General features: G+C 66.5%; 22 protein-coding genes and 1 pseudogene. 14 read left to right on the top strand and 9 right to left on the bottom strand.

The genetic code is table 11. The features are described 5' to 3' along the window. Positions 1-64: 64 nt before the first annotated feature. The 4 genes and pseudogenes from ACLB1G_RS05080 to ACLB1G_RS05065 all read left to right on the top strand — a co-directional run bounded on the left by ACLB1G_RS05080 (position 65) and on the right by ACLB1G_RS05065 (position 3,569). Positions 65-1,795, top strand: a pseudogene (locus tag ACLB1G_RS05080) (ribonucleoside triphosphate reductase). Further along, positions 1,792-1,974: an anaerobic ribonucleoside-triphosphate reductase gene (nrdD, locus tag ACLB1G_RS05075; RefSeq protein WP_491626103.1), complete on the top strand. Its 183-nt coding sequence runs from the start codon at positions 1,792-1,794 to the stop codon at positions 1,972-1,974. The pseudogene ACLB1G_RS05080 and the gene nrdD overlap by 4 nt, the downstream one beginning before the upstream one ends. A 1-nt stretch (position 1,975) precedes the next feature. Then, a complete protein-coding gene (locus tag ACLB1G_RS05070) occupies positions 1,976-2,683 on the top strand; it encodes an anaerobic ribonucleoside-triphosphate reductase activating protein (protein ID WP_491626102.1) in 708 nt (235 codons plus the stop codon). 157 nt (positions 2,684-2,840) lie between these two features. Next, on the top strand, positions 2,841-3,569 hold the full coding sequence (locus ACLB1G_RS05065) for a hypothetical protein (RefSeq protein ID WP_491626101.1): 729 nt from the start codon (positions 2,841-2,843) through the stop codon (positions 3,567-3,569). Between the two features lie 89 nt (positions 3,570-3,658). Here ACLB1G_RS05065 and ACLB1G_RS05060 read toward each other — a convergent pair whose 3' ends face one another. The 5 genes from ACLB1G_RS05060 to ACLB1G_RS05040 all read right to left on the bottom strand — a co-directional run bounded on the left by ACLB1G_RS05060 (position 3,659) and on the right by ACLB1G_RS05040 (position 8,395). After that, positions 3,659-4,450 carry a DUF4198 domain-containing protein gene (locus ACLB1G_RS05060; RefSeq protein WP_491626100.1) on the bottom strand — a complete coding sequence of 264 codons (792 nt, stop codon included), beginning with the start codon at positions 4,448-4,450 and terminating at the stop codon, positions 3,659-3,661. Further along, positions 4,447-4,923 carry an EF-hand domain-containing protein gene (locus tag ACLB1G_RS05055; protein ID WP_491626099.1) on the bottom strand — a complete coding sequence of 159 codons (477 nt, stop codon included), beginning with the start codon at positions 4,921-4,923 and terminating at the stop codon, positions 4,447-4,449. The genes ACLB1G_RS05060 and ACLB1G_RS05055 overlap by 4 nt, the downstream gene beginning before the upstream one ends. A 32-nt stretch (positions 4,924-4,955) precedes the next feature. Then, on the bottom strand, positions 4,956-7,325 hold the full coding sequence (locus ACLB1G_RS05050; protein ID WP_491626098.1) for a TonB-dependent hemoglobin/transferrin/lactoferrin family receptor: 2,370 nt from the start codon (positions 7,323-7,325) through the stop codon (positions 4,956-4,958). 103 nt (positions 7,326-7,428) lie between these two features. Further along, positions 7,429-8,052, bottom strand: a complete 624-nt coding sequence (locus ACLB1G_RS05045) for a DUF6624 domain-containing protein (protein ID WP_491626097.1) — start codon at positions 8,050-8,052, stop codon at positions 7,429-7,431. Between the two features lie 46 nt (positions 8,053-8,098). Further along, positions 8,099-8,395 (bottom strand): hypothetical protein, encoded by a 297-nt coding sequence (locus ACLB1G_RS05040; protein WP_491626096.1) that lies wholly within the window; start codon positions 8,393-8,395, stop codon positions 8,099-8,101. 294 nt (positions 8,396-8,689) lie between these two features. On the opposite strand from ACLB1G_RS05040, the gene ACLB1G_RS05035 reads away from it, so the two are divergent. Further along, positions 8,690-11,620 (top strand): glycoside hydrolase family 31 protein, encoded by a 2,931-nt coding sequence (locus ACLB1G_RS05035; protein ID WP_491626095.1) that lies wholly within the window; start codon positions 8,690-8,692, stop codon positions 11,618-11,620. 57 nt (positions 11,621-11,677) lie between these two features. On the opposite strand, the gene ubiT is transcribed toward ACLB1G_RS05035, so the two are convergent. The 3 genes from ubiT to ubiU are packed head-to-tail and all read right to left on the bottom strand — an operon-like array spanning position 11,678 to position 14,123. Then, the gene (ubiT, locus tag ACLB1G_RS05030; protein WP_491626094.1) at positions 11,678-12,175 is read right to left on the bottom strand and encodes a ubiquinone anaerobic biosynthesis accessory factor UbiT; all 498 of its coding nucleotides are present in this window, start codon (positions 12,173-12,175) and stop codon (positions 11,678-11,680) included. Then, positions 12,172-13,071 (bottom strand): U32 family peptidase, encoded by a 900-nt coding sequence (locus tag ACLB1G_RS05025; protein ID WP_491626093.1) that lies wholly within the window; start codon positions 13,069-13,071, stop codon positions 12,172-12,174. The genes ubiT and ACLB1G_RS05025 overlap by 4 nt, the downstream gene beginning before the upstream one ends. 14 nt (positions 13,072-13,085) lie before the next feature. Further along, positions 13,086-14,123 (bottom strand): ubiquinone anaerobic biosynthesis protein UbiU, encoded by a 1,038-nt coding sequence (ubiU, locus tag ACLB1G_RS05020; RefSeq protein ID WP_491626092.1) that lies wholly within the window; start codon positions 14,121-14,123, stop codon positions 13,086-13,088. 130 nt (positions 14,124-14,253) lie between these two features. Between ubiU and ACLB1G_RS05015 the strand changes: the two genes are divergently transcribed. Genes ACLB1G_RS05015 through ACLB1G_RS04995 form a run of 5 tightly spaced genes read left to right on the top strand, consistent with a single transcriptional unit; the run spans position 14,254 to position 17,431 of the window. Next, positions 14,254-14,715, top strand: a complete 462-nt coding sequence (locus ACLB1G_RS05015; RefSeq protein ID WP_491626091.1) for a hemerythrin domain-containing protein — start codon at positions 14,254-14,256, stop codon at positions 14,713-14,715. Continuing rightward, positions 14,712-14,972, top strand: coding sequence for a DUF2249 domain-containing protein (locus tag ACLB1G_RS05010; RefSeq protein WP_491626090.1), 261 nt, complete (start codon positions 14,712-14,714; stop codon positions 14,970-14,972). Before ACLB1G_RS05015 ends, ACLB1G_RS05010 begins: the two co-directional genes overlap by 4 nt. After that, on the top strand, positions 14,959-16,287 hold the full coding sequence (locus tag ACLB1G_RS05005) for a permease (protein WP_491626089.1): 1,329 nt from the start codon (positions 14,959-14,961) through the stop codon (positions 16,285-16,287). Before ACLB1G_RS05010 ends, ACLB1G_RS05005 begins: the two co-directional genes overlap by 14 nt. Then, complete coding sequence (locus ACLB1G_RS05000) at positions 16,284-17,225, top strand: PaaX family transcriptional regulator C-terminal domain-containing protein (RefSeq protein ID WP_491626088.1); 942 nt, start codon at positions 16,284-16,286, stop codon at positions 17,223-17,225. The genes ACLB1G_RS05005 and ACLB1G_RS05000 overlap by 4 nt, the downstream gene beginning before the upstream one ends. 14 nt (positions 17,226-17,239) lie before the next feature. After that, the gene (locus ACLB1G_RS04995) at positions 17,240-17,431 is read left to right on the top strand and encodes a hypothetical protein (RefSeq protein WP_491626087.1); all 192 of its coding nucleotides are present in this window, start codon (positions 17,240-17,242) and stop codon (positions 17,429-17,431) included. Positions 17,432-17,433: 2 nt separating this feature from the next. Here the strand turns inward: ACLB1G_RS04995 and ACLB1G_RS04990 are convergent, their stop codons facing one another. After that, complete coding sequence (locus ACLB1G_RS04990) at positions 17,434-17,670, bottom strand: hypothetical protein (RefSeq protein ID WP_491626086.1); 237 nt, start codon at positions 17,668-17,670, stop codon at positions 17,434-17,436. 130 nt (positions 17,671-17,800) lie between these two features. On the opposite strand from ACLB1G_RS04990, the gene ACLB1G_RS04985 reads away from it, so the two are divergent. The 4 genes from ACLB1G_RS04985 to ACLB1G_RS04970 all read left to right on the top strand — a co-directional run bounded on the left by ACLB1G_RS04985 (position 17,801) and on the right by ACLB1G_RS04970 (position 21,546). Then, entirely contained in the window at positions 17,801-18,679 is an 879-nt protein-coding gene (locus ACLB1G_RS04985) for an ion transporter (RefSeq protein WP_491626085.1), read from the top strand. 68 nt (positions 18,680-18,747) lie between these two features. Beyond that, entirely contained in the window at positions 18,748-19,080 is a 333-nt protein-coding gene (locus ACLB1G_RS04980) for a hypothetical protein (RefSeq protein ID WP_491626084.1), read from the top strand. 67 nt (positions 19,081-19,147) lie between these two features. Further along, entirely contained in the window at positions 19,148-20,383 is a 1,236-nt protein-coding gene (locus ACLB1G_RS04975) for a TolC family protein (protein WP_491626083.1), read from the top strand. Beyond that, positions 20,380-21,546 carry an efflux RND transporter periplasmic adaptor subunit gene (locus ACLB1G_RS04970; protein WP_491626082.1) on the top strand — a complete coding sequence of 389 codons (1,167 nt, stop codon included), beginning with the start codon at positions 20,380-20,382 and terminating at the stop codon, positions 21,544-21,546. Before ACLB1G_RS04975 ends, ACLB1G_RS04970 begins: the two co-directional genes overlap by 4 nt. The last annotated feature ends 5 nt before the right edge of the window (positions 21,547-21,551 follow it).

The following is a 21,551-nucleotide window of genomic DNA, read 5'->3' as shown; positions in this document are numbered from 1 at the left end:
CCTCAGTTGACCACACCATATCTAGTCAATATTCTCCCCAAAACCACTAGATAAGGGAGCAAACATGGAACAGCACCCCCGCCGCATCGATGTCGCCGCCACCATGGACGAATACCTGGAACGGCGCGACTGGCGTGTGAACGCCAACGCCAACCAGGGCTATTCGCTGGGCGGCTTGATACTCAACGTGGCCGGCAAGGTGATCGCCAACTACTGGCTCGATCACGTGTATCCACCGGCGGTGGGACGCGCACACCGCGAGGCCGACCTGCACATCCACGACCTCGACATGCTGGCCGGCTATTGCGCCGGCTGGTCGCTGCGCACCCTGCTCAACGAAGGATTGAACGGGGTACCGGGCAAGGTCGAATCGGGGCCGCCGCTGCATTTGTCCAGCGCCGTGGGGCAGATCGTCAACTTCCTCGGCACGCTGCAGAACGAATGGGCCGGCGCGCAAGCCTTCAGTTCCTTCGATACCTATTTGGCGCCCTACGTGCGCAAGGATGGCCTGGATTACGCCGCCGTGCGCCAGTGCATGCAGGAGCTGGTCTACAACCTCAACGTGCCATCGCGCTGGGGCACGCAGACGCCATTTACCAACCTCACCTTCGACTGGGTCTGTCCGGACGACCTGCGCCAGCAGGTTCCGCATATCGGCGGCCGCGAAATGCCTTTCAGCTACGGCGAGCTGCAGGCCGAAATGGACATGATCAACCGCGCCTACATCGACGTCATGATGGCGGGCGATGCCAAGGGGCGCGCCTTCACCTTCCCCATCCCAACCTACAACATCGGGCCGGACTTCGACTGGGACAGTACCAACGCGGAACGCCTGTTCGAGATGACGGCGCGCTACGGCCTGCCCTACTTCCAGAACTTCATCAACTCCGAGCTCAAGCCCAACATGATACGGTCCATGTGCTGCCGCCTGCAGCTGGACCTGCGCGAGCTGCTCAAGCGCGGCAACGGCCTGTTTGGCTCGGCCGAGCAGACCGGCTCGCTGGGCGTGGTGACCATCAACTGCGCGCGCCTCGGCTATCTGCACCGGGGCGACGAGGCCGGCCTGTTCGCGGCCCTGGACCGTTTGCTGGAACTGGGCCGCGACAGCCTGGAACTCAAGCGCGCGGCCATCCAGCGCCACATGGACGCCGGGCTGTTCCCCTACACCCGGCGCTACCTGGGCACGCTGCGCAATCACTTCTCGACGCTGGGCGTGAACGGCGTCCACGAGATGGTGCGCAACTTCCAGCCCGGCGCCAGCGTGGCCGAGGGCGCGGGCCGCGCGCTGGCGCTGCGCTTGCTGGACCATGTCCGGGCGCGCATGATCGAGTTCCAGGCCGGGACCGGCCATATGTAAAACCTAGAAGCGACGCCGGCCGAGGGCACCACCTACCGCTTCGCCAAGGAAGACCGCAAGCGCTATCCGGACATCCTGCAGGCCGGCACGCCGGAAACGCCCTATTACACCAACTCGTCCCAGCTCCCGGCCGGCTACACCGACGATCCCTTCGAAGCGCTGGAGCTGCAGGACGAGCTGCAGCGCAAATACACGGGCGGCACCGTGCTGCACCTGTACATGACCGAGGCGCTCTCCAGCGCGACCGCCTGCCGCAGCCTGGTGCGGCGCGCGCTGAGCCGCTACGGCCTGCCCTACATCACGGTCACGCCCACGTTTTCCATTTGTCCGCGCCATGGCTACCTGAATGGCAGCCATGCGTTTTGTCCCAAGTGCGACGCGGAGCTGATCGCCCGCAAGCAGGCCCGCCTCGCCGCCACTGAAAAGGAAATGCCATGAACACCAAGCTTGACACCATCGTGCTGGAGGACGCCGAACGCCAGCCCTGCGAGATCTGGACCCGGGTGATGGGCTACCACCGGCCTGTATCCTCGTTCAACATCGGCAAGCAGGGCGAGTACCGCGAGCGCAGGTTCTTCCGCGAGCAGGCCGCCCAACCCGGCCGGCCCCGGCAGTGATATGGGCGCCGCGCCCCTGAACATAGGCGGCTGGACGCCGTTCAGCGCCGCCGAATATCCCGCCCTGCTGTCGGCGGTGGTGTTCGTGCAGGGCTGCCCGTGGCGCTGCGGCTACTGCCACAATCCGCAGCTGCAGCCGCGCACGCGCGAGCCGGCGCTGTCGTGGGAAGCGCTGCTGTCCACCTTGCGCAAGCGCGTCGGGCTGCTGGACGCGGTGGTGTTCTGCGGCGGCGAACCGACCGTGGACCCGGCCCTGGCGCAAGCCGTGGCCGAGGTGCGGGCGCTGGGCTACAGGACCGGCCTGGAAACGGCCGGCATCTATCCGCAGCGCTTGCGCGAGGTATTGCCGCTGCTGGACTGGGTAGGCTTCGACGTCAAGGCGCCGTTCGCGCGCTATGCCGACGTGACCGGCGTTGCTGGCAGCGGCGACGCGGCCCGCTCCAGCCTTCGCGCCCTGCTGGCCAGCAGCGTGGCATATGAATGCCGCACCACGGTGCATCCGGCCCTGCTGCCGCCCGCCGTACTGCTGGAATTGGCGTATGAATTACGCTCCATGGGCGTGCGCAACTACGTCCTGCAGGAATTCCGCGCCATCGGCTGCCGGGACAAGGCGCTGTCGGCGAGCGCCATGGCGGGCTATCCGGGCGCCGGACTGGCGGCGCAAATCGCGCCTCACTTCGAGCGCTTCCACATGCGCCGCAATAATTGACTTGCAAACTGAGCAACCCTGGCCCTACACTGGCCTTGGTTTAGCAGGCGTCCACCCCGAAGCGGGCTTTATATTGGGCCCATGCCATCAACCCGCACGATGCGCCACGGACTAGTCATCTTCCAGCTTGCGCAACTTATGTTCGAGGTATACATCCATGTTTGCTTTCACACGATTGATTTCGCTGGCCGCCATGCTTGCCGTCTCATCCGCGCAGGCAGCGTCGCCATTTGCGCGGGAAGTGCCAACAAGCTACGCCAAGTTCGATGAGGATTCCGGCCGCTTGACCCTGGTGGTGGCGGAAGTCGTCGCCACCGACTACCTGGCTCGGTACGAGTGCCCGAAATCAGGCCCCAACGGCGACGGCAGTTACACGGTATCCTTTTGCCTGAATCCACCACCGACCTGGTTCAAGGCACGCGTGCTCGAACACGTGGCGGGAGCGGAAATAGGGGATGAATTTTATGCGGTGACGGGCAGTCATTGGGGCGCCTTCAAGGTCGGCGCCACCGAGCCTGCAAGGCTGATGCTGCTCAACTCAAACGGGACGGCGCTGGAAATGGTGCGTTACAGGTTCTGGCCTGTGATACAAAGCCGCAATGGCCAGTACCATCTGGTCGTACAGAGCGGCCCTATTTTTTGGCTGCCTTGCTGGGCAGCCGAGATGATGGAGGAAATCGACTATGGCGATTTCGCCGCCGACCTGGCTATCACACGCGAGGAATACCAAAGCCGCTGGGCCGAGCAATATGCTGCCTTTTACCGGGTTGACGCCGATGGCGTGCGTCCGCGTTACGCGATCCCCGTGGCGCGCTTGCAGCTGCGCTTGAAGGACGCGCCGCTGGCGCCCGCTGATTTCGCCTGCAGGCAAAATCAGGGGCGTTGAGGCGCACTCCTCACACTGTGCATGAAAGCGAAGGCAGGCTTGCAGCCTCCGGCAGCCAGGATCGTCACGGCAAGGTGCAGGTGTGCTGATCACTGATCCAGGACACGGAACGTCAACGTGTAATTGTTCCCGTACATGGGCGCGGCGGCGCCGGCCGGGGCTGGCGCCTGGTAGCGTACCAGCGCCAGGTAGATGCCCGCTTTCGCCAGCGGCAAGGCGACTTTGCCGTCCGCGTCGGTGGACAGCTGCTGCACCGTGCTCTGGCTGGCCAGATCCATGGGCGAGCGGTAAACGCTGACCTTCTGGCTGGCCAGCGGCTTGCCGTCGTACTGCACGATGAAGTCGAACTTCTCGTTCACGAACAAATCGCTGGGATGCGTGACCGGCACGATTTCCAGGCCCTTGCCGGTCGGCGCCAACGCCTTGGCCGACGGCTTGCCTGCCGTGACATAGGCTTCCGACACCGACAGCGACTGGTAGTGGCTCAGCAGCTTGGCGCCGGCCGGCATCACTTGCTGCGGATCGCGCGCGGTCTCGGTCTTGCCTTTGTATTCCCAGGTGCGGAACACGGCGCCCAGGCGCGGGCCGGTGCTGAGGCGATAGGTGCCCTTCTGATCCGGCAGCTGTTGCTCGGCGACGGTGCGCTGCTTGAACTGGCGGATATCGCCAAACGCAATGCGCTCGCCTTCCGGGGTGACGATGGTGAACGCGGTCTCCCCAAACGCCACGTCCGACACGAAGAATTTCTCGGTGAAGCCGGCGTCGACGCTGATCACTTCCTTGGGCTGGACATCGAAGCTGCTGGGCAGCAGGAAGGGCGTATGCGCCCTTGCCGACAGCATCACCAGGCAGGTCGCCGCGAACAAGCAGATGCGCTTCACGACTTGGCTCCATCGGCCTTGTCGGCCTTGTCGACCTTGCCGTCGCCATTGGTGTCGTTGTTCCTGAAGGTTTTATCGGCGATGGCGTTTTCTTCCGCCACCGTCAGCTTGCCGTCATGGTCGGTATCCAGGATCTTGAAGCGCACGTGGGCCTGCTTGATCGAGTTGGCGTAACTCTCGTCCGGCGCGCGGCCGGCGTACTGCTGTTTCAGGCGGCCTTCGAATTCGGCCACGTATTCATCCTCGCTCAGCCAGCCGTCGCGATTGACGTCGGCCGTCATGAAGCGCTGCTTGCGCACCGTGTCGTATTCCTCGCGCGTCACCACACCATCGCGGTTGGCGTCGTAGCCGCCGATGAAGGCGGCCAGGCTGTGGCCGCCTGCAGGCGCCACCGGGCCGTCGGCCGCTGCCGACGCGCCGGCTGCCGTCATCAAGGCCAGCATCGCTGCCATCGAGAGTTTCAGTGTTTTCATGTGTAGTCCCTTGTGTGTGGAGAGTGGAAAAGTCAGAACGCCAGGTTCAGCGACACCGCCGCCGTGCGGCCAGGTTCGGTCAGCAGCTCGATGTCGCGCCGGTCGCGGGCGACGGACGGCTGCAGGTTGCGGGCGCTGGAATAATCCCAGTAGCGCTTGTCGCCCAGGTTGTAGATACCTACATCCAGGCGCAGGTTCTGATTGATGCGCCAGTAGCTGGCCAGGTCGAACGACGCATAGCCGGGCACGCGGAACAGCGCCGTGGTGGCATCCGTGAGGTCGGTCCCGGAGTTGTTGTAGGCGTCGCGGTTGGTCGCCACCGCCTGCTTGCTGGCGACGAAGATGCCGCTCAAATTGAGCCCCCAGGCCTTGAGCGGCGCATCGTAGCCGGCGCCTATGATGGCCTTGCGCGGCAGTACGGAATCGAGCGGCACGTCCTTGTCGCCGGCGTAGCGGGACTTGGAGCTGCCACGGCTCAGGCCCAGGGCCCAGGTCGAATACCAGCCTTTGGCGCCGGGACTCCACTGCCCGTGGTCAAGGCGTGCGCTCAGTTCCAGGCCATAGATTTTGGCGTCGTCGCGGTTCTCGGCCTGGTAGATGGTGCCGATGTGCGCCGGCACATTGGTGAACAGGCTGGGATACAGCGCGCGCGTGTAGCGGGTGTAAGCGATGAAGTCCTTGTACCTGGTGTAGAACAGCGAGGTGTTCAGGGTCACGCCAGGCGCCGGCTTGCCTTTCAGGCCGGCTTCGAAGGCGTCGCTGGTTTCCTCTTTCAGATGCTGGTTGCCGATCAGGGCGTATTGGTTGCCGGTCAGGTAGTTGCTGGCCAGGTTCCAGGAGCCGAACATCTCGCCGGCGGTCGGCGCGCGCCCGCTGCGTTTGACCTGCGCATACGCCAGCAGCGACGGCGTGAGGTCATGGCTCAGGCCCAGGCTGGGGCTCCAGATGGTGTTGGAGGTGGTGGGATACATCTTTTCCACGTCGGCCTGGGTCAGCACGCCGGAGACGAAGTTGGCCAGGTCGCGCGTCTTGATCCTGACGTAGTCGGCACGCAGGGCCGGTATCAGCACCAAACGGTGGCCGCCCACGTCGAAACTGATGTCATCCTGTACGAACAGGCCGGCGCGCACGGTGGTGGTGTCGGGCTGCGGCTTCATGTAGCCCGGCACGTTCCAGGGCCGTTCCACGTCCTGGGTGGAGGCGTTCATGCCGAAGCTCAAGGCGTGACGGTCCAGGCGCTTGGCTCCGGCACTGGACAGGCCCCAGCTGCGGGTCTTGTTCTCGGAGACATTGTGGACCGTGGCCTGGGTGGACAGGGTGGTGGTGTCGGTCACGTCCTCGGTATCGGTGCCCTGGAAGTACAGGCGGGTGTCGGCCTGGTCCAGCCAGGACTGGTTGGGCGTCCACAGGTGCGACAACTGCACGGTGTTGCGCCGGGTGTCGCTGTGCTGCCGCGAATTTTCCGTGATGGTGGTGCTGGTGGTGTCCCAGCCGAAGAATGCCGTGTCGTTCTTGCGGCGGTACAGGTCGGCCGACAGTTCCAGGCGGTTGGCGGCGTCGATGCGCAGGCCGCCCTTGAGCAGCAAGGCGTCCGAGTGCCAGTCGTCTGGCATGCTGTCGACGATATCGCTGTTGTTGCGGGTGGCGTGGCCATCGCGGCGCGAGTAAGCGATCAACCCGTCCAGGTTGGCGCTCTTGCCGGCGGCAGTGACGCTCTCGTTCCACGAGCGGTCGGCCGAGTCGTAGCCCACCTTGGCGCCGGCGTAGGAGACCTGGTCGCCGCGCAGGTAGTCGCTGACCGACTTGGTCCTGAAGCTGACCGCGCCGCCTATGCCGCCGGCCGAGCGCCTGGCCGAGGTGGTGCCGGACAGGATATCGACTGCCGAGAACATCTCGGGATCGATGAAGTCGCGGCCCACGCCGAAGGTGTTGGCGCCGGCCCGGCTCACGTAGGGACGGCTGGTGGCGTCCGGCATTTCCACGCCATCCACATCCAGGCCGACCCGGTTGCCTTCGATGCCGCGGATGTTGTAGCCGGTGGTGCCGGAACGGTCGAAGCTGCTGCGGTTGCGGGTGGCGCCGGCGGCGGTGCCGGGCGCGGACACCAGCGGCTGGTTGCGCACCACGTCCTTCATGCTGTTGGCGCGCTCCAGTTCCTCGCCGCTGATAGTGGTGGCGGTGCCGGGTTCGGCCTGCCCGGTCACATCGACCTGCTGCAGGATTTGCGTGACCGGGGCGGCGCTGGCGTTTTGCTCGGCACATGCGGGGGCCAGGAACAGGGTGGAGATGGCGCAGGCCAGGGTGGTGCGGAGAAGGCTGGTACGGACCAGCAAGGGGGTGCGGCAATGGCGTGCAGCCAGGCGCCGCTGCGGGATCAAATCCCGGGTAGCGTATCCAGACATATCAACTCTTCGTTCTTGTTATTGGCTGGATACCTCCTTCACGCTGGTAGGCGGGGATTTCTGGCTGGCACGATATTGTATGTCAAATGAGAATCATTTGCATCTAATTTTTCGGTACCGCTACCGTGGGGCCGGCGCCAGCCAGGAAGGCGACAGCGGCTGCCGAACAGCCGAAGCGGTCGGCGTAGTCGGCAATCGGGCCCAGGCCCATCTCGCGGCGGCGCTGGTCCAGTTTCGGCAAGTCCTCGACCACGAAAGGCTCCCAGCCGCCCTTGCCTTCCCGCACGCAGCGGCCCTGGGTGCCATACAGTTGCGGCCTATGGGTGCGATCGTACAGATAAGCATAATTCGCGCCGCTGACTTCGCCCTGCTTCACCAGCGGCGCCATCAACTCCAGAACCTGCAGCTGATAGGGCCGGTCGGCGTCGCGGTGCTGGACCAGCAGCCAGGCGGCGGTAGCGCCATCCTTGCCCACCAGGCTGATGCCGGGCCAGCCATATTGCGCGATGATGCCCTGGATGCGCTGCTGGAAGCGAGGCTGGATTGCTTCAAACGCTTGCGGGTCCGATGTTTCCAGGTCCAGGGTACGCTGATCCTCCGCCATCATGGCCAGCAATTCCTCGCGCAGCCCGGGTTCTTGCGGGGTCGACTGCGCCAGCGCGGCGGTATTTGCCAAGGTGGTCAATAGCAGCAGGAAGAGCGGACCAAGGATGGTGCGTGCGAGCATGACTATATTTGAATCACTGGTGTAAAAACCAGTACTGGCGGGCATTTCATTGGTCGAGCAGACGCCGGAGCTCATTGCGATAACTGAGGTTGGCCATCGTACAGGCCGCAGTTCCTCCAACCATGCCGGCAAGAAAACCCGCAATCGCACCAGGCACCACACCGATGCCGGGAATTGTTACTCCGCCGACGTTCATCGTGACAAGGCCTACACCTGCCCCGGTTGACATGCCTATGGTTCCGGCGCAACGCTTTCCAATGTCCCACAGGGTTTCTTGCTCTTGGTATGAAATGATGCCTTGGCTGAGCATGGCACGTCGGAAATCCAATGGTACGAAATCCATTTGACTCTCCCCTTTCGTGGTGTAGGCGCATCACCCCTTGAACAGTATCGGTATGTATTGCGGATTCAGAATGCGCCCGGCGCTGCGTCAAGTCAATGTTTTTTCGAATTGCTGAAATTGAGATGACCAACATCTTGCATCTGATTAACAAATCCGATCAGAACCGCGCCGTTCGGCGACAGGCATATTCTCAACACGCTGATCAGTTGCCAGCTAGGCACCAGACAAAAAGGTGGCTAGCATAGGGAGCTACGCATGATTGCGCTAACATTTTTGTAAGCGGCGCCCTGAACCATGAAAGTACAAACCCTGAGTCTGAAGTCCGGCGCGGTCGGGCTGGTGCTGGCAGCGCTGGCCGCCAACGCTGCCTTGGCGGCCCCCGCCGGGCTGGACGCCCACGGCCACTTGCAGGAGGTGGGCGCAGCGGCCACGCCTTCGTTCCAGTACACACGGCTGGAGAACGGCTTGCAGATCCGCGTGGGCGGCATCGTCAAGAACATCCTCTTCTATGGCCCGCGCACGGTCAGGGTGAACACCACGCTGGGACCGAATTACTGGGGCGCTGCCAGCATCGCGGTCATCGCCAAACCCGGCGCCGTGCCCTTCACCACGCGCGACAGCCAGGACGCCCTGGTGCTCGATGCAGAACAGCTGGTCATCGCAATCGACAAGGCCACGGGCGCCCTCACCTTCCGTAGCCCTTCCGGCCGCGTCTACACACAGGAACGGCAGGATGCGCCCCAAAGCCTCAAGCGGGTGGAGATTGCCGGCGCGCCCAGCTACGAAGCCCGGAACACCTTCAAGCTCAAGCCGGATGAAGGCATTTATGGCTTTGGCTTCGTGGGCGAAAGCGAGGTCAACCGGCGGAACAAGGAATTGCTGCTGGTGCAGACCAACATCGGCATCATCATCCCTGTCATGGTGTCGACCGAGCGCTACGGCATCCTGTGGGATACCTACTCCAAGATGCGCTTCAAGGACAGCGCGGAGGGCGCCAGCCTGTGGGCGGAAAGCGCACCCGGCGGTGTCGATTACTACTTCATGGCCGGCGAGACCATGGATGACGTGGTGCGCGGCTACCGCCACCTGACGGGCGATGCGCCCATGTATCCGAAACAAGCCTTCGGGCTGTTCATGAGCAAGGAGCGCTACGAGACCCAGGACCGCGTGCTGGAAGTGGCGCGCACCTTCCGCAAGGAGGGTTTTCCACTCGACTTCATCGTACAGGACTGGCAATACTGGGGCAGCGACAAGGACGGCAGCTGGAGCGGCATGACCTGGAATCCGCAGCGCTTTCCCGATCCCAAGGGCTTGACCCAGGCCCTGCATGACATGCATCTCAAGTTCATGGTGTCGATATGGCCGTCGGTCGGCAATGACACGGCGCTGGCGCATGAGCTGGACCAGCACCATCTGCGTTTTGAACCGTTGCACTGGATCTCCAAACAGGCCCGCATCTACGACGCCTACAGTCCCGAAGGACGGCAGATTTACTTCAAGCATGTGAAAAAGGGATTGCTCGACGCCGGCGTCGATGCGCTCTGGATGGACGGCACCGAGGTCGAGGTCGGCACGGCAGCGCACAAGGCCAACGAGACCGAGCGCGACATCAAGAGCCTGGGCAGCAACGCGCTGGGCGACTTCACGCGCTACCTGAACCCGTACTCGCTGATGACCACGCTGGGAACCTATGAAGGCCAGCGCGCCACCAGCGACAAGCGGGTCTTCACCCTGACGCGCTCGGCCTGGGCGGGCGCGCAGCGCACCGCCGCCGCCTCATGGTCGGGCGATACCCGGGCCAGCTGGAAAACCCTGGCCGAGCAAATCAGCGGCGGCGTCAATGTGACCATCACCGGCAATCCCTACTGGAGCCAGGACACGGCCGGCTTCTTCGTCCGGGGCGACTTCCCGGGCGGCGAGAAAAACCCCTCGTACCGGGAACTGTACGCCCGCTGGCTGCAGTACGCCACCTTCAACCCCATCATGCGCATCCACGGCACCAACATCGAACGCGAGCCCTACATCTTCAAGCAGATGGATGCACCGATGTACAAGGCGCTGCGCGATGCCGTCGACCTGCGCTACCGGCTGCTGCCCTATACTTACAGCCTGAGCGCGCAAGTCACCTCGAACGGATACACGCTCATGCGCGCCCTGCCCATGGACTTTCCCGATGACCTGGGCGTGCGCAACATCAACGACGCCTTCATGTTCGGGTCATCGCTGCTGGTGCACCCGGTCACCCGGCCCATGTACCGCTTCCAGGCGCCGCCTGCGGCCACCATTCCGTCCAGCGCGCTGCGCACGCCGGACGGCGCGCCCGGCCTGGCCGGGCAATACTACGCCGGCAAGAATTTCGAGCAGCCCATGGGCCGGACGGTTGATGCGGTGATCGACTTCCAGTGGCCCGGCCCTCCGCTGGCGGACCCGCCGGCAGGACTGTCCAGCCTGGACAACTTCTCGGCCCGCTGGTCCGGCACACTGGTGGCGCCCGAGGATGGCGAATACGAACTGGGCGTCGAGGGCGATGACGGCTTCCGCCTGCTGCTGGACGGCAAGGTGGTGGTGGACGACTGGCGCAACGGCGGCAAGCGCTACCAGGGTTACAAGGTATCCCTGGCCAAGGGGCAGCGCCTCGCGCTGACGCTGGAATACTACCAGGCAGTCTATGAGCGCGAACTGCGCCTGGTATGGCGCACGCCGGCGCAACTGGCGGCGCTGTCGCAGCAAAGCGCCCCTGCAGACACCGTCATGGCGACCTATCTGCCGGCCGGCGCGGAATGGTACGATTTCTGGACCCACCAGCGCTACGCCGGCGGCGCAACGGCGCGCCGCCAGGTGCCGCTCGATATCATTCCGCTCTACGTGCGGGCCGGCGCCATCGTCCCCATGGGGCCGGTGGTGCAATATGCCACCGAGCAGCCCGGCGCAGACCTGGAACTGCGCATCTATCCCGGCGCGGATGGCAAGTTCACCGTCTATGAGGACGACAACGAGACCTACCGCTACGAGAAAGGACAACGCGCCACCTACGATCTGACCTGGAACGATGCGCGGCGCACCCTGGACATCAGCGCCCGCAAGGGCAGCTATCCCGGCCTGGTCAAGACGCGCAGGCTGAACATCGTCCTGGCCGGGGCGGACAACGCCACCGGCTTGCAGCCTGCCGCGGCAAGCCGCTCGGTGCTCTACAGCGGAAAAAAACTGTCGATTACCATCCCTTAGGAAGCGGGCCGCCGCCATGACGAACGGGCCGCTGCCATGACGTACGGGCCGCTGCCCTCAGCGGCCCAGTATCCGTGGCCGTGGCAGCGCTTGCAGCAGCCGCGCCAGCGCCTGGCGGCCCAGTTCCGTCACCGGCACGTCGATGGCATCCAGCGTGTTCTTGACCAGCAGGCCCAGTTCCGTATCGCCCTCCATGGACAGGCGGCGCGCAAAGAACAGGGTGTCCGGGTCCTGCTCGCGCCGCGCCAGGGCGATGAAGTCGCGCGCGCAGGCGCCGATTTCCAGGTCCGGCGCGCCGCCGCCGGCCAGCGCCGCGAAGCTGTCGCCGCGCCATTGAAAATCGAACACGGCGCCGGCGTCGGCGACGCGCACCCGTACGTGGCGGCCCTGCAGCCCGGCGCGCACGTCCTGCGGCAGATGCGGCCGCAGCACCAGGTTCAGGGCCGCCACGCACAGCAGCGACCCTGGATACGCCGGCAGGCGCCGGCCCAGCGCTGCCAGCAAGGGCGGCAGCGGATGCGCCGCCCGCGGCGCATCATGCAGCACGGGATTCATGCAGCCTCCCTGCGCTGTTCCAGCCCGGGCCGGCCATGCCAATAGCCATTGCAGGCGCCGGCCGGCAGCAGCGGCGCCATGTCACGCGCCACGGCGGCGCCCTGCGCCTCGCCGCGCCGCACGCTGTCGAAGGCGGCGATTACCTCGTCCATGTGGCGCGACTGCGGACTGAGCCTGACCACGTCCACGCCCAGTTCGTGCATCTCGTGCAGTTCGGCGATCAGGTTGTAGACCAGCGCCGACTGGCTCTGTATGCCGTTCAGCACCAGGAAGGCTTCTTTCTCGCGGGTGTGCATCACCAGCCCATCCGGATGGTCGAGGCAGCTGAAGCGGCAGTCGTCCTTGGGCAGGTTGCGGTTGCGCGCCGTGAAGCAGCGCGCCGAGAAGGCCAGCGGCATGCGGCCATACCCGAACACCTCGGTTTCCATCCCCTGCGGCCGCGCCGCCTGCATGTGGCGCAGGCCGGCGCTGCCCATCTCCAGCGGCATCACCCAGCGCTGCGCGCCCAGCTCGCGCAGCAGCGACAGGGTGCCGGGATTGTAGACGTTCAGGTGCGGCCCGGCGATGAACGGCGCCTGCCCGGTGAGCAGGTTGACCGCGCCCATGTCGTTGGCCTCCACCGTGTAGCGGCCGTTGGCGGCCAGGCGGCGCAGCGCGCCGACGTCCGAGCTCGATTCGATCAAGGCCAGCGTGGACACCACCACCTGCTTGCCCTGCGCCTCCAGCAGCGTGGCCAGCGCCAGCCAGTCGGCCGCGCGCAGCTCGTGGCGGCGCGAGCAGACCGTCTCGCCCAGGTAGACGATGTCCACCGGCGACTCGCCTATCTTCTCGTAGAAGTCCATGACCTGCGCGCGCGGCCAGTAATACAGCAGCGGCCCCAGGGAGAGTTTCATCATATGTGCTCCAGTGTTCATTTCCAGGCCCGGTGATAGGCGCCCAGGGTGTGCTGCTGGCCTTCCGCCAGCGTGTTCAGTTCCGCCATCCAGGCCGGCTGCACGGCGTATTCGGCCGGCTGCGCGGCGCAGCGGTCCAGCGCCTCGCGCCATACCCGCGTGACCTGGGCCACGTAGGCCGGGCTGCGCTGGCGTCCTTCTATCTTCACCGCGCGCACGCCCATTTGCAGCAGTTGCGGCAGCAATTCCAGCGTATTCAGGCTGGTGGGTTCCTCGACCGCATAATAGGTTTCGTCACCGACCTCGAAGCGGCCCTTGCACAGGGTCGGATAGCTGGCGTGTTCCTTGTGCGAGTAGCGGTCTATCATGACGCCGTTCAGGCGCGCCACCAGGCCGTCGCCGCCCTGCTGCCAGCGCACCGCCTTGGCCGGCGAGCACACCCCGTGGGTATTGGGCGATTCGCCGGTGACATAGGACGACAGCGCGCAGCGCCCTTCCACCATCACGCACAGGCTGCCGAAGCCGAATACCTCGATCTCGACCTCGGTGTGCTTGACCACGTGCTCGACCTGGGCCAGCGACAGCACGCGCGGCAGCACGGCGCGGGCGATGCCGAAGCGGTCGCGGTAGAAGTTGATGGCTTCCGCATTGGTGGCCGAACCTTGCACCGACAAGTGCAGGCGCAGTTCCGGATGGCGCTCGGACGCATGGCGCATCAGGCCGGGATCGGCCAGGATCACGGCGTCCACTCCTGCCGACGCGGCGCGGTCGATGGCGGCGCGCCACAGGTCGCTGGTGTCGGGCTGCGGATAGGTGTTCAGCGCCAGCAGCACCTTGCGGCCGCGCTGGTGGGCGTAGGCGATGCCTTGCGCGATGGCGGCGTCGTCGAAATTCAGGCCGGCGAAATTGCGGGCGTTGGTGGCGTCGCGGAAGCCGAGGTAGACACAGTCGGCGCCCAGGTCGATGGCGGACTTCAAGGCCGGCAGGCTGCCGGCCGGGCACACCAGCTCCATCGGCCGCACCGGTGGGGACTGGGGAATAGCGGCAAGATTCATGTGACCCTTCGTAAAACAATGGCGGACGAACTGTATCGCGTCGTCAAGCCGGAAATCCTTGATGTGAATCAAAGAATTTTCGGTTAAGCCGGTGGGACAATGCTCGCAGTTAACAAAAAGGAGTACCGCCATGCATACCATCACCGCTTATCTGGACCAGGATCACAGGCGCTGCGACGAGCAGTACGCGCTGGCCGTCGCCAGTGTCGCGGGTGGCGACTGGGAGCGGGCCGGCGCCGACTTTGCCGCCTTCCTGGCCATGTTCGGCCTGCACCTGGAACGCGAGGAGCGCGTGCTGTTTCCGCGCCTGGACCGCGCCATGGGCAATGCCTACGGCCCCACCGCCGTGATGCGCGCCGAGCACGGCCACATGCGCGGCATCCTGGAAGACATGCGCGACGCCATTGCCTGCCGCGAGGGCGATGAATTCTTCGACCTCGCCGATTCCCTGCGCGTGCTGATGGGCCAGCACAACCTGAAGGAGGAAAACATCCTCTATCCGCAGGCCGACCGCGTGCTGCAGCAGCAGGCCGGGGCCATCGTGGCCGAGATGCGCGAGCTGGGCCAGGCTGCCGAGGAGAACCTGGCATGAGCATGCTGATGGAAGCCGTCACGCGCGAGCTGGACGTGGGCGGGCTGGAACCGCCCGAACCCATGGTGCGCATCCTGGACACGCTGCTGGACCTGCCGCCGCACCAAGGTCTGCGCGTGCTGATCGACCGCGAACCGGTGCCGCTGTACCGCGTGCTGCAGCGCCACGGCTACGCCTGGCGCTGCACGCCGCTGGGACGGCGCTATGAAGTGCTGATCTGGCCGGAGGCCGACGGCGGCGCCGATGCAGCCCTTTGACGCCCCCCGGCGCGCGCTGTCCTTCGACGCCAACCCGTCGCTGTCGCTGCCGCTGCGCTACTTCCTCAGCGCCCCGCTGTTCGCGGCCCTTGCCTTTGCCTTCCTGGCCTGGCACGGCGAGGCGGCCCTGCTGACGCGCTGGTCGCCGCTGACCCTGGCGGTGGTGCACCTGATGGTGCTGGGCTGCCTGAGCATGGCCATGACCGGCGCCCTGCTGCAGATCCTGCCGGTGGCGGCCGGCCTGGCCGTGCCGCGCGTGGCGCTGGTGGGTAAGGCCACCCACATCGGCCTGTGCCTGGGCAGCCTGCTGCTGGCCGCCGCCTTCTGGCAGGGGAGCCCGCTGCTGTTCCAGCTGGCGCTGGCGCCGCTGCTGGCGGCCTTGCTGCTGTTCCTGGGCGCCTGCACGGTCGGCATGTGGCGCCGCCATCTGGACGGCTCCGGTCCCATGATGGCAGGGGTGCGGCTGGCGCTGGCCGCGCTGCTGGTGACCGTGACGCTGGGCGGCCTGCTGGCGCGCGCCTTCGGCTGGCCCGGCGCCGGCGCCCTGCCGCTGCAGCGCCTGACGGACTTGCACGCCATGTGGGGTTTGCTGGGCTGGGTGGGACTGCTGGTGATCGCGGTGGCCTTCCAGGTCGTGCCCATGTTCATGCTGACCCAGTCCTACCCCAGGTGGATGACGGGCAGCTACAGCACCACCCTATTCCTGCTGCTGGTGGCGGCCTCGCTGTCCAGCGGCCTGACGGGGCCGGGACTGTGGTTCCACCAGGCCAGCCTGGTGCTGCTGGCGGCCGGCCATGCGCTGTTCGGCGCCACCACGCTCCATCTGCTGGCGCGCCGTGCGCGCCCCAAGGCCGATCCCACCACGCTGTACTGGCGCACCGCGATGGCCAGCCTGCTGGCGGCCCTGGCGCTGTGGCTGTGCACTGAAGGGCACGAGGCCGCGCCGCTGGCCCTGGGCGTGCTGCTGATCGCCGGCTTCGCGCTGTCCGCCATCAATGGCATGCTGTACAAGATCGTACCCTTCCTGGTCTGGTACCACCTGCACGAGCGGATACCGCCCAACGCTGTCAAGCTGCCCGGCGTGAACAAGATCATACCCGAGCGGTACGCACGCTGGCAGTTTGGCGCGCACCTGGCCGCCCTGCTGCTGTTGCTGGGCGCCTGCCTGCGCCCGGCCTGGCTGGCGCGGCCCGCCGCCGCCCTGATGTGCGCCGCCTGCCTCGGCATGGCGTACAACCTGTGTGCGGCGGCACGCCTGTACTGGCGCCTGCACCGCACACCCCATCCCGTTTTATCCGTAACCACCTCATCATGATTACCACTACCGCATTCGATATGGACGCCTGCATGGAGCAGGTGCGCCCGCGCCTGAGCACCATGCTGACGCTGATGCTCAGCGAAGCCCTGGCGCTGGGCCAGAAGACACTATGGCTGGGCACCGTGATCGCCCTGACGGAGCCGCTCGGCTTCCAGGAGCGCGCCATCCGCACCGCCCTGTTCCGCCTCGCCGAGCACGACATGCTGCGCGTCGAACGCCATGGCCGCCGCAGCCTGTGCATGCTGGCCCCGGCCAAGGCCGCCGCGCTGGTGGCGGCCCGGCACCGCCTCAACATCCCGCCCGAGCGCGGCTTCAACGAAGACTGGACCATCCTGGTGCACAGCGGCGGCATCGGCTCCGTCCATTACGCGGCGGCGCGCAAGCGCCTGCTGGCCCTGGAGTATTGCCAGCTGGCGCCCAACCTGCTGGCGCGTCCGGCCAGCTACCGCACCCCGGCGCCATCGGCCATGCCGGCCGGCGAGGAACATGGCCTGGCGCTGTTCGACGTCAGCGGCCCGCAACTGGCCAACGCCGTGCGCCAGCCCTTGTTCGGGCAGGCCGAGTGCGACCTGGAGGCCGCCGTCACCGGGTACCGCGCTTTCCTGGCGCGCTTCGAGCCACTGCTGCCCTTGCTGCCGCTACAGGGCCGGCGCGGCGCCATCAGCGACGAACAGGCGTGCATGCTGCGCCTGCTGGTGATCGACAGCTACCAGCACTGCCGCGCCGCCGATCCACTGCTGCCCAGGGATTTGCTGCCGCCCAGCTGGCCGGCCATGGCGGCCTACCAGGCCTACCTCGCCATTTACAACGGCTGCGCGGCCCAGTCGCGCCGCCACATCCTCAAGCAGATGGCGCTGTCGTCGCCCTGCCTGTCCGCCGACACCGGCGCGCGCCGCCCTGCGGCGCCCCAGTCCGCCCACTACATGACCGCATAAGGAAACACCGTAACATGAAACGCATGCCCGAAGACCTGTACGACGGCCCGATATTCCGCATCACCATCAACAAGGAGCGCCGCGTGCACCGCCTGATGGACGAGGGCGACGAAAAGCGCCGCACGCCAAAAATCGCCGTGCGGCGCGATCCCATGGTGGAAGCGCTGTTTGGTCCGGCCCGCCCGGTGGCGAATAGCCGCAGCTAGCCTCAGCGCAGCCGGATGAACGGCATCACATCGATATGCTTGCCGGCCTTGCTGTCCTCGTAGTGGGGTTCCTGCACCTGGACCAGGCCATCCTCGGCCATGGCCAGCACGTCGCGCACCTCTTCCTGGAATTCCTCCAGCGAGCGGGCGGAGGCCAGTTCGACCGAGGCGGCGGCGCCGATGGGCAGCGATTCGTAGGCGGCGCGGGCGCGGGAGGTGGTAGCTTGCGGATTGCTCATGATAGGGCTCCTGATGAGAGGTGGATACTATTCCGCCATTGAACCATCGCTGGCCCTGCGCGATTATGCGGTACCTAACATTAGCCCGTCAGGCCTGGGTTATCATGTGCGCTCGTAACAGAAAGCAATCATGAGCGCAAACGACAGCCCTCCCGTCCGCCCGGCGCCTCCCGCGCTGTCAGCCGATCCGCACCAGCGCCTCGGCAAGCCGGATGGCGGCTGGCGCGCGCAGCTGTACGCCATCATCTTCGAATCGGACACGCCCAAGGGCCGCGCCTTCGACCTGGCCCTGATCGGCGCCATCCTGATGAGCGTACTGGTGGTGGTACTGGACACCGTGCAGGCCGTGACCTCCGCCTACGGATCGTGGCTGGCGGCCGCCGAGTGGTTTTTCACGGTCCTGTTCACCATCGAGTACGCGGCGCGCTGCCTGTGCGTCAAGCGCCCCGCCGTGTATGCGCGCAGCTTCTTCGGCGTGATCGACCTGCTGTCCATCCTGCCCAACTACGTGGCCCTGTTCATTCCGGGCGCGCACGTGGTGCTGGGGGTGCGCATCCTGCGCCTGCTGCGCATCTTCCGCATCCTGAAGCTGACCCTGTACATCCAGGAGTACAGCATGCTGGGCGATGCCCTCATGGCCAGCCGCCGCAAGATCTTCGTGTTCCTGTCGGTGGTGTTCCTGATCGTGTTCCTGCTGGGGACCGTGATGTACGTGGTCGAGGGCCCGGCCAACGGCTACACCAGCATCCCCACCGCCGTCTACTGGGCCATCTCCACCATGACCACAGTGGGCTTCGGCGACCTGGTGCCCAAAACCGATATCGGGCGCGCCATCGCATCCTGCATGATGCTGCTGGGCTGGGGCATACTGGCCGTCCCGACCGGCATCATCAGCTCGGAGATCACGCACCGGCGCGGCCTGCAGGCGCTGGCCTGCCCCGGCTGCGGCCAGGGCAGCCACGAGGCCGCAGCCCGTTTCTGCAAGCACTGCGGCACCGCGCTGCGCTGAAACCGTGCGTGCGAGGTGCATGCGAGGTGCATGCTATACTGCGCCGCATGGCCCGCCGCATCGTCTTCATGCTGATCACCCTACTCGCGCTGCAGTTCAGCTGGAGCGTGGTGGCGGCGTATTGCACGCACGAGACGGGGCGCGCGGCCCAGCACCTGGGCCATCATCCGGATACCAACGCGGCCGACGACGTCGCCGCATCGGACCCGGACCAGGCCCCGGACAAGACCTCGGCGCATACGCATTGCAGCTCGTGCGCGCATGGCGCGCTGTCCATGGCCGGCATGGCCGCCATCGTCCATCCCCGGCTGGCCGAGGCGGCGCCCACCGCCACCGGCATGATCCCCTCCCCCTACACCACCGCACCGCCCGAACGCCCCCAGTGGACCGCCGCCGCCTGACGCCGGCGACTGGTCTTCTCTAGCACACAGCGCCGGATTTCTTCGTCCTTCACTTTCGGAGTCATCCATGCCATCCAGACTTTTCGTCATGGGTGCGGCAGTGCTATGCGCACAGCTGCTGCCCATGGCCGCATTATCCGCAGACACCTTGACGCTGGAGCAGGCCATCGCCAGGACCATGGCGGCCAGTCCCCAGCTGCGTTCGGCCGCGCTGGGCGTGGCCATTGCCGACGGCGCGCGCCAGCAGGCCGCGCTGCGGCCCAATCCCGAGCTGTCCCTCCTGCGCGAGGGCATGCGGGACGCCACCCGCACCGAAACCATACAACTGAGCCAGGCGCTGGAACTTGGCGGCCAGCGCGCCGCCCGCATTGCGCTGGCCGAGCGCGAACAGGAACTGGCGCGCGGCCAGGCCGGTGTGACGCGCGCCGAGTTGCGGGCCGGCGTCACCGCCGCCTACCTGGACGCGCTGACCGCCCAGGAGCATGTGTCGCTGGCGCAGGAAGCGCTGGCCCTGGCCGGCAAGGCCAGCGGTGCGGCCGCCCGCCGCGTCGCGGCCGGCAAGATATCGCCGCTGGAACAGACCCGCTCCACGGTGGCGGAAGCCGGGGCGCGCCTGGAACTGTCGCAGGCTCGGGCCGACGCCGCGCTGGCGCGGCGCCGCCTGGCCGCGTACTGGGGCGCGGCAGCGCCGGAGGACAGCGCGCTGGTCACGCCGGACATGGAACCGGCGCCCATGCCCAGCCTGGAGCAACTGCAGGCCAGTCTGGAAGCTTCGCCGCAGCTGCGCCGCAGCCGCACGCAGGTCGCGCGCGAGGAAGCACAGGCCGCCCTGTCGCGGGCCGAACGCGTGCCCGTCCTGACGCTCACCATCGGCAGCAAGCGCGATAGCCAGGCCGGGCTCACGCAGGCCGTGGTCGGCCTCTCCATGCCGCTGCCGCTGTTCGACCGCAAACAGGGCGAGCTGCTGTCCGCCCTGCGCCGGGTGGAACAGGCGAGGAGCGAGGCCGACTCGGCCCGGCTGGAGACCAGCCTGGCCGTGGCCGACGCCCACCAGCGCGCCACGCTGGCGCAGGAACAGCTGCGCGCCATGCGCGACGACATCCTGCCCGCCGCGCACAGCGCCTACCACGCGGCCGTCACCGGCTTCGAACTGGGCAAATTCGGCTTCATCGAAGTGCTGGACGCGCAGCGCACGCTGTTCCAGAGCCGCGCCCAGTACCTGGCCGCGCTCTCCGCCCGCTATCGCGCCCTGGCCGACCTGCAGCGCTACAGCGCCGACAACGACACAGGAAACCAACCATGAAAATGAATCAACGCACAGCAGTCATGCTGATCGTGCTGGCCGGCGCGCTGCTGGCCGCCGCCATCCTGAGCTGGAAAAAAACGCCTGCCGACGCGCCCCAGGCGCAGGAGCAGGAACAAACGCAGCACGCCGGAGACGGCGTGATCGCCATGAGCGCGCAACAGTTGCAGGGCGCCGGCATCACCCTGGCCACGGCCGGACCGGCCACCATCACCGAACAACTGCAGCTCCCCGGTGAGGTGCGCTTCAACGACGACCTGACCGCCCACATCGTGCCGCGCACGCCGGGCGTGGCGGTCTCGGTGGCGGCCGACCTGGGCCAGCACGTCAACAAGGGACAGGTGCTGGCCGTGATTTCCAGCACCGAGCTGGCCGACCTGCGCAGCGCCTCGCTGGCGGCGCAGAAGCGGCTGGCGCTGGCGCAGAGCACCTATCAGCGCGAAAAGAAGCTGTGGGAGGACAAGATCTCCGCCGAGCAGGATTACCTGCAGGCGCAGACGGCGCTGCGCGAGGCCGAGATCGCGGCGCAGACGGCGCGCGCCAAGCTGGCCGCGCTGGGCGCCGCCGAGTCCGAAACGGCGCTCAGCCGCTACGTGCTGCGCGCCCCCTTTGACGGCGTGGTGGTGGAAAAGCATATCGCCCAGGGCGAGGCGGTCAAGGAGGACGCCAATGTGTTCCTGCTGTCCGACCTGTCCAGCGTCTGGGTGGAGATCAACGTGACGGCGCGCGACCTGGAGAGCGTGCGCGTGGGCCAGGCCATGGACATCACTTCCGGCGCAGGCGGCGCCAGCGCGACCGGTACGGTCAGCTACGTCGGCAGCCTGCTGGGCGAGCAGACCCGCAGCGCCAAGGCGCGCGTGGTGATCGCCAATCCGCGGATGGCCTGGCGCCCCGGCCTGTTCGTCACCGCCAGCACCGCGCGCGGCGCACGCAGCGTGCCGGTGGCCGTCGCCGCCGAGGCCGTGCATACCGTCGAGGGCGCAAGCGTGGTGTACCTGAAGGTGGAGCGGGGATTCAGGGCGCAGCCGGTCCAGACCGGCGCCAGCGATGGCAAGCTGACCGAGATCACCGCAGGCCTGCCGGCAGGGGCCCGCTACGCGGCGGCCGGCAGCTTCGTGCTCAAGGCCGAACAGGGCAAGGACAGCGCCGGCCATGAGCACTGACGGGG

It is taken from the genome of Duganella kummerowiae, from assembly GCF_053572355.1.
The sequence above is the reverse complement of the archived record's forward strand: the minus strand, read 5'-3'. Positions and strand labels throughout refer to the sequence as shown.

Excerpts from the sequence above, each read along its gene's own strand:
- ACLB1G_RS05015 (WP_491626091.1), top strand. The coding sequence starts at position 14,254 with ATGCATACCATCACCGCTTATCTGGACCAGGATCACAGGCGCTGCGAC.
- ubiU (WP_491626092.1), bottom strand. The coding sequence starts at position 14,123 with ATGAATCTTGCCGCTATTCCCCAGTCCCCACCGGTGCGGCCGATGGAG.
- ACLB1G_RS05000 (WP_491626088.1), top strand. The coding sequence starts at position 16,284 with ATGATTACCACTACCGCATTCGATATGGACGCCTGCATGGAGCAGGTG.
- nrdD (WP_491626103.1), top strand. The coding sequence starts at position 1,792 with ATGAACACCAAGCTTGACACCATCGTGCTGGAGGACGCCGAACGCCAG.
- ACLB1G_RS04975 (WP_491626083.1), top strand. The coding sequence starts at position 19,148 with ATGCCATCCAGACTTTTCGTCATGGGTGCGGCAGTGCTATGCGCACAG.
- ACLB1G_RS05045 (WP_491626097.1), bottom strand. The coding sequence starts at position 8,052 with ATGCTCGCACGCACCATCCTTGGTCCGCTCTTCCTGCTGCTATTGACC.
- ACLB1G_RS04980 (WP_491626084.1), top strand. The coding sequence starts at position 18,748 with ATGCTGATCACCCTACTCGCGCTGCAGTTCAGCTGGAGCGTGGTGGCG.
- ACLB1G_RS04995 (WP_491626087.1), top strand. The coding sequence starts at position 17,240 with ATGAAACGCATGCCCGAAGACCTGTACGACGGCCCGATATTCCGCATC.
- ACLB1G_RS04970 (WP_491626082.1), top strand. The coding sequence starts at position 20,380 with ATGAAAATGAATCAACGCACAGCAGTCATGCTGATCGTGCTGGCCGGC.
- ACLB1G_RS05010 (WP_491626090.1), top strand. The coding sequence starts at position 14,712 with ATGAGCATGCTGATGGAAGCCGTCACGCGCGAGCTGGACGTGGGCGGG.
- ACLB1G_RS05035 (WP_491626095.1), top strand. The coding sequence starts at position 8,690 with ATGAAAGTACAAACCCTGAGTCTGAAGTCCGGCGCGGTCGGGCTGGTG.
- ACLB1G_RS04985 (WP_491626085.1), top strand. The coding sequence starts at position 17,801 with ATGAGCGCAAACGACAGCCCTCCCGTCCGCCCGGCGCCTCCCGCGCTG.
- ACLB1G_RS05025 (WP_491626093.1), bottom strand. The coding sequence starts at position 13,071 with ATGATGAAACTCTCCCTGGGGCCGCTGCTGTATTACTGGCCGCGCGCG.
- ACLB1G_RS05005 (WP_491626089.1), top strand. The coding sequence starts at position 14,959 with ATGCAGCCCTTTGACGCCCCCCGGCGCGCGCTGTCCTTCGACGCCAAC.
- ACLB1G_RS04990 (WP_491626086.1), bottom strand. The coding sequence starts at position 17,670 with ATGAGCAATCCGCAAGCTACCACCTCCCGCGCCCGCGCCGCCTACGAA.
- ACLB1G_RS05055 (WP_491626099.1), bottom strand. The coding sequence starts at position 4,923 with ATGAAAACACTGAAACTCTCGATGGCAGCGATGCTGGCCTTGATGACG.
- ACLB1G_RS05070 (WP_491626102.1), top strand. The coding sequence starts at position 1,976 with ATGGGCGCCGCGCCCCTGAACATAGGCGGCTGGACGCCGTTCAGCGCC.
- ACLB1G_RS05040 (WP_491626096.1), bottom strand. The coding sequence starts at position 8,395 with ATGGATTTCGTACCATTGGATTTCCGACGTGCCATGCTCAGCCAAGGC.
- ACLB1G_RS05050 (WP_491626098.1), bottom strand. The coding sequence starts at position 7,325 with ATGTCTGGATACGCTACCCGGGATTTGATCCCGCAGCGGCGCCTGGCT.
- ubiT (WP_491626094.1), bottom strand. The coding sequence starts at position 12,175 with ATGAATCCCGTGCTGCATGATGCGCCGCGGGCGGCGCATCCGCTGCCG.
- ACLB1G_RS05065 (WP_491626101.1), top strand. The coding sequence starts at position 2,841 with ATGTTTGCTTTCACACGATTGATTTCGCTGGCCGCCATGCTTGCCGTC.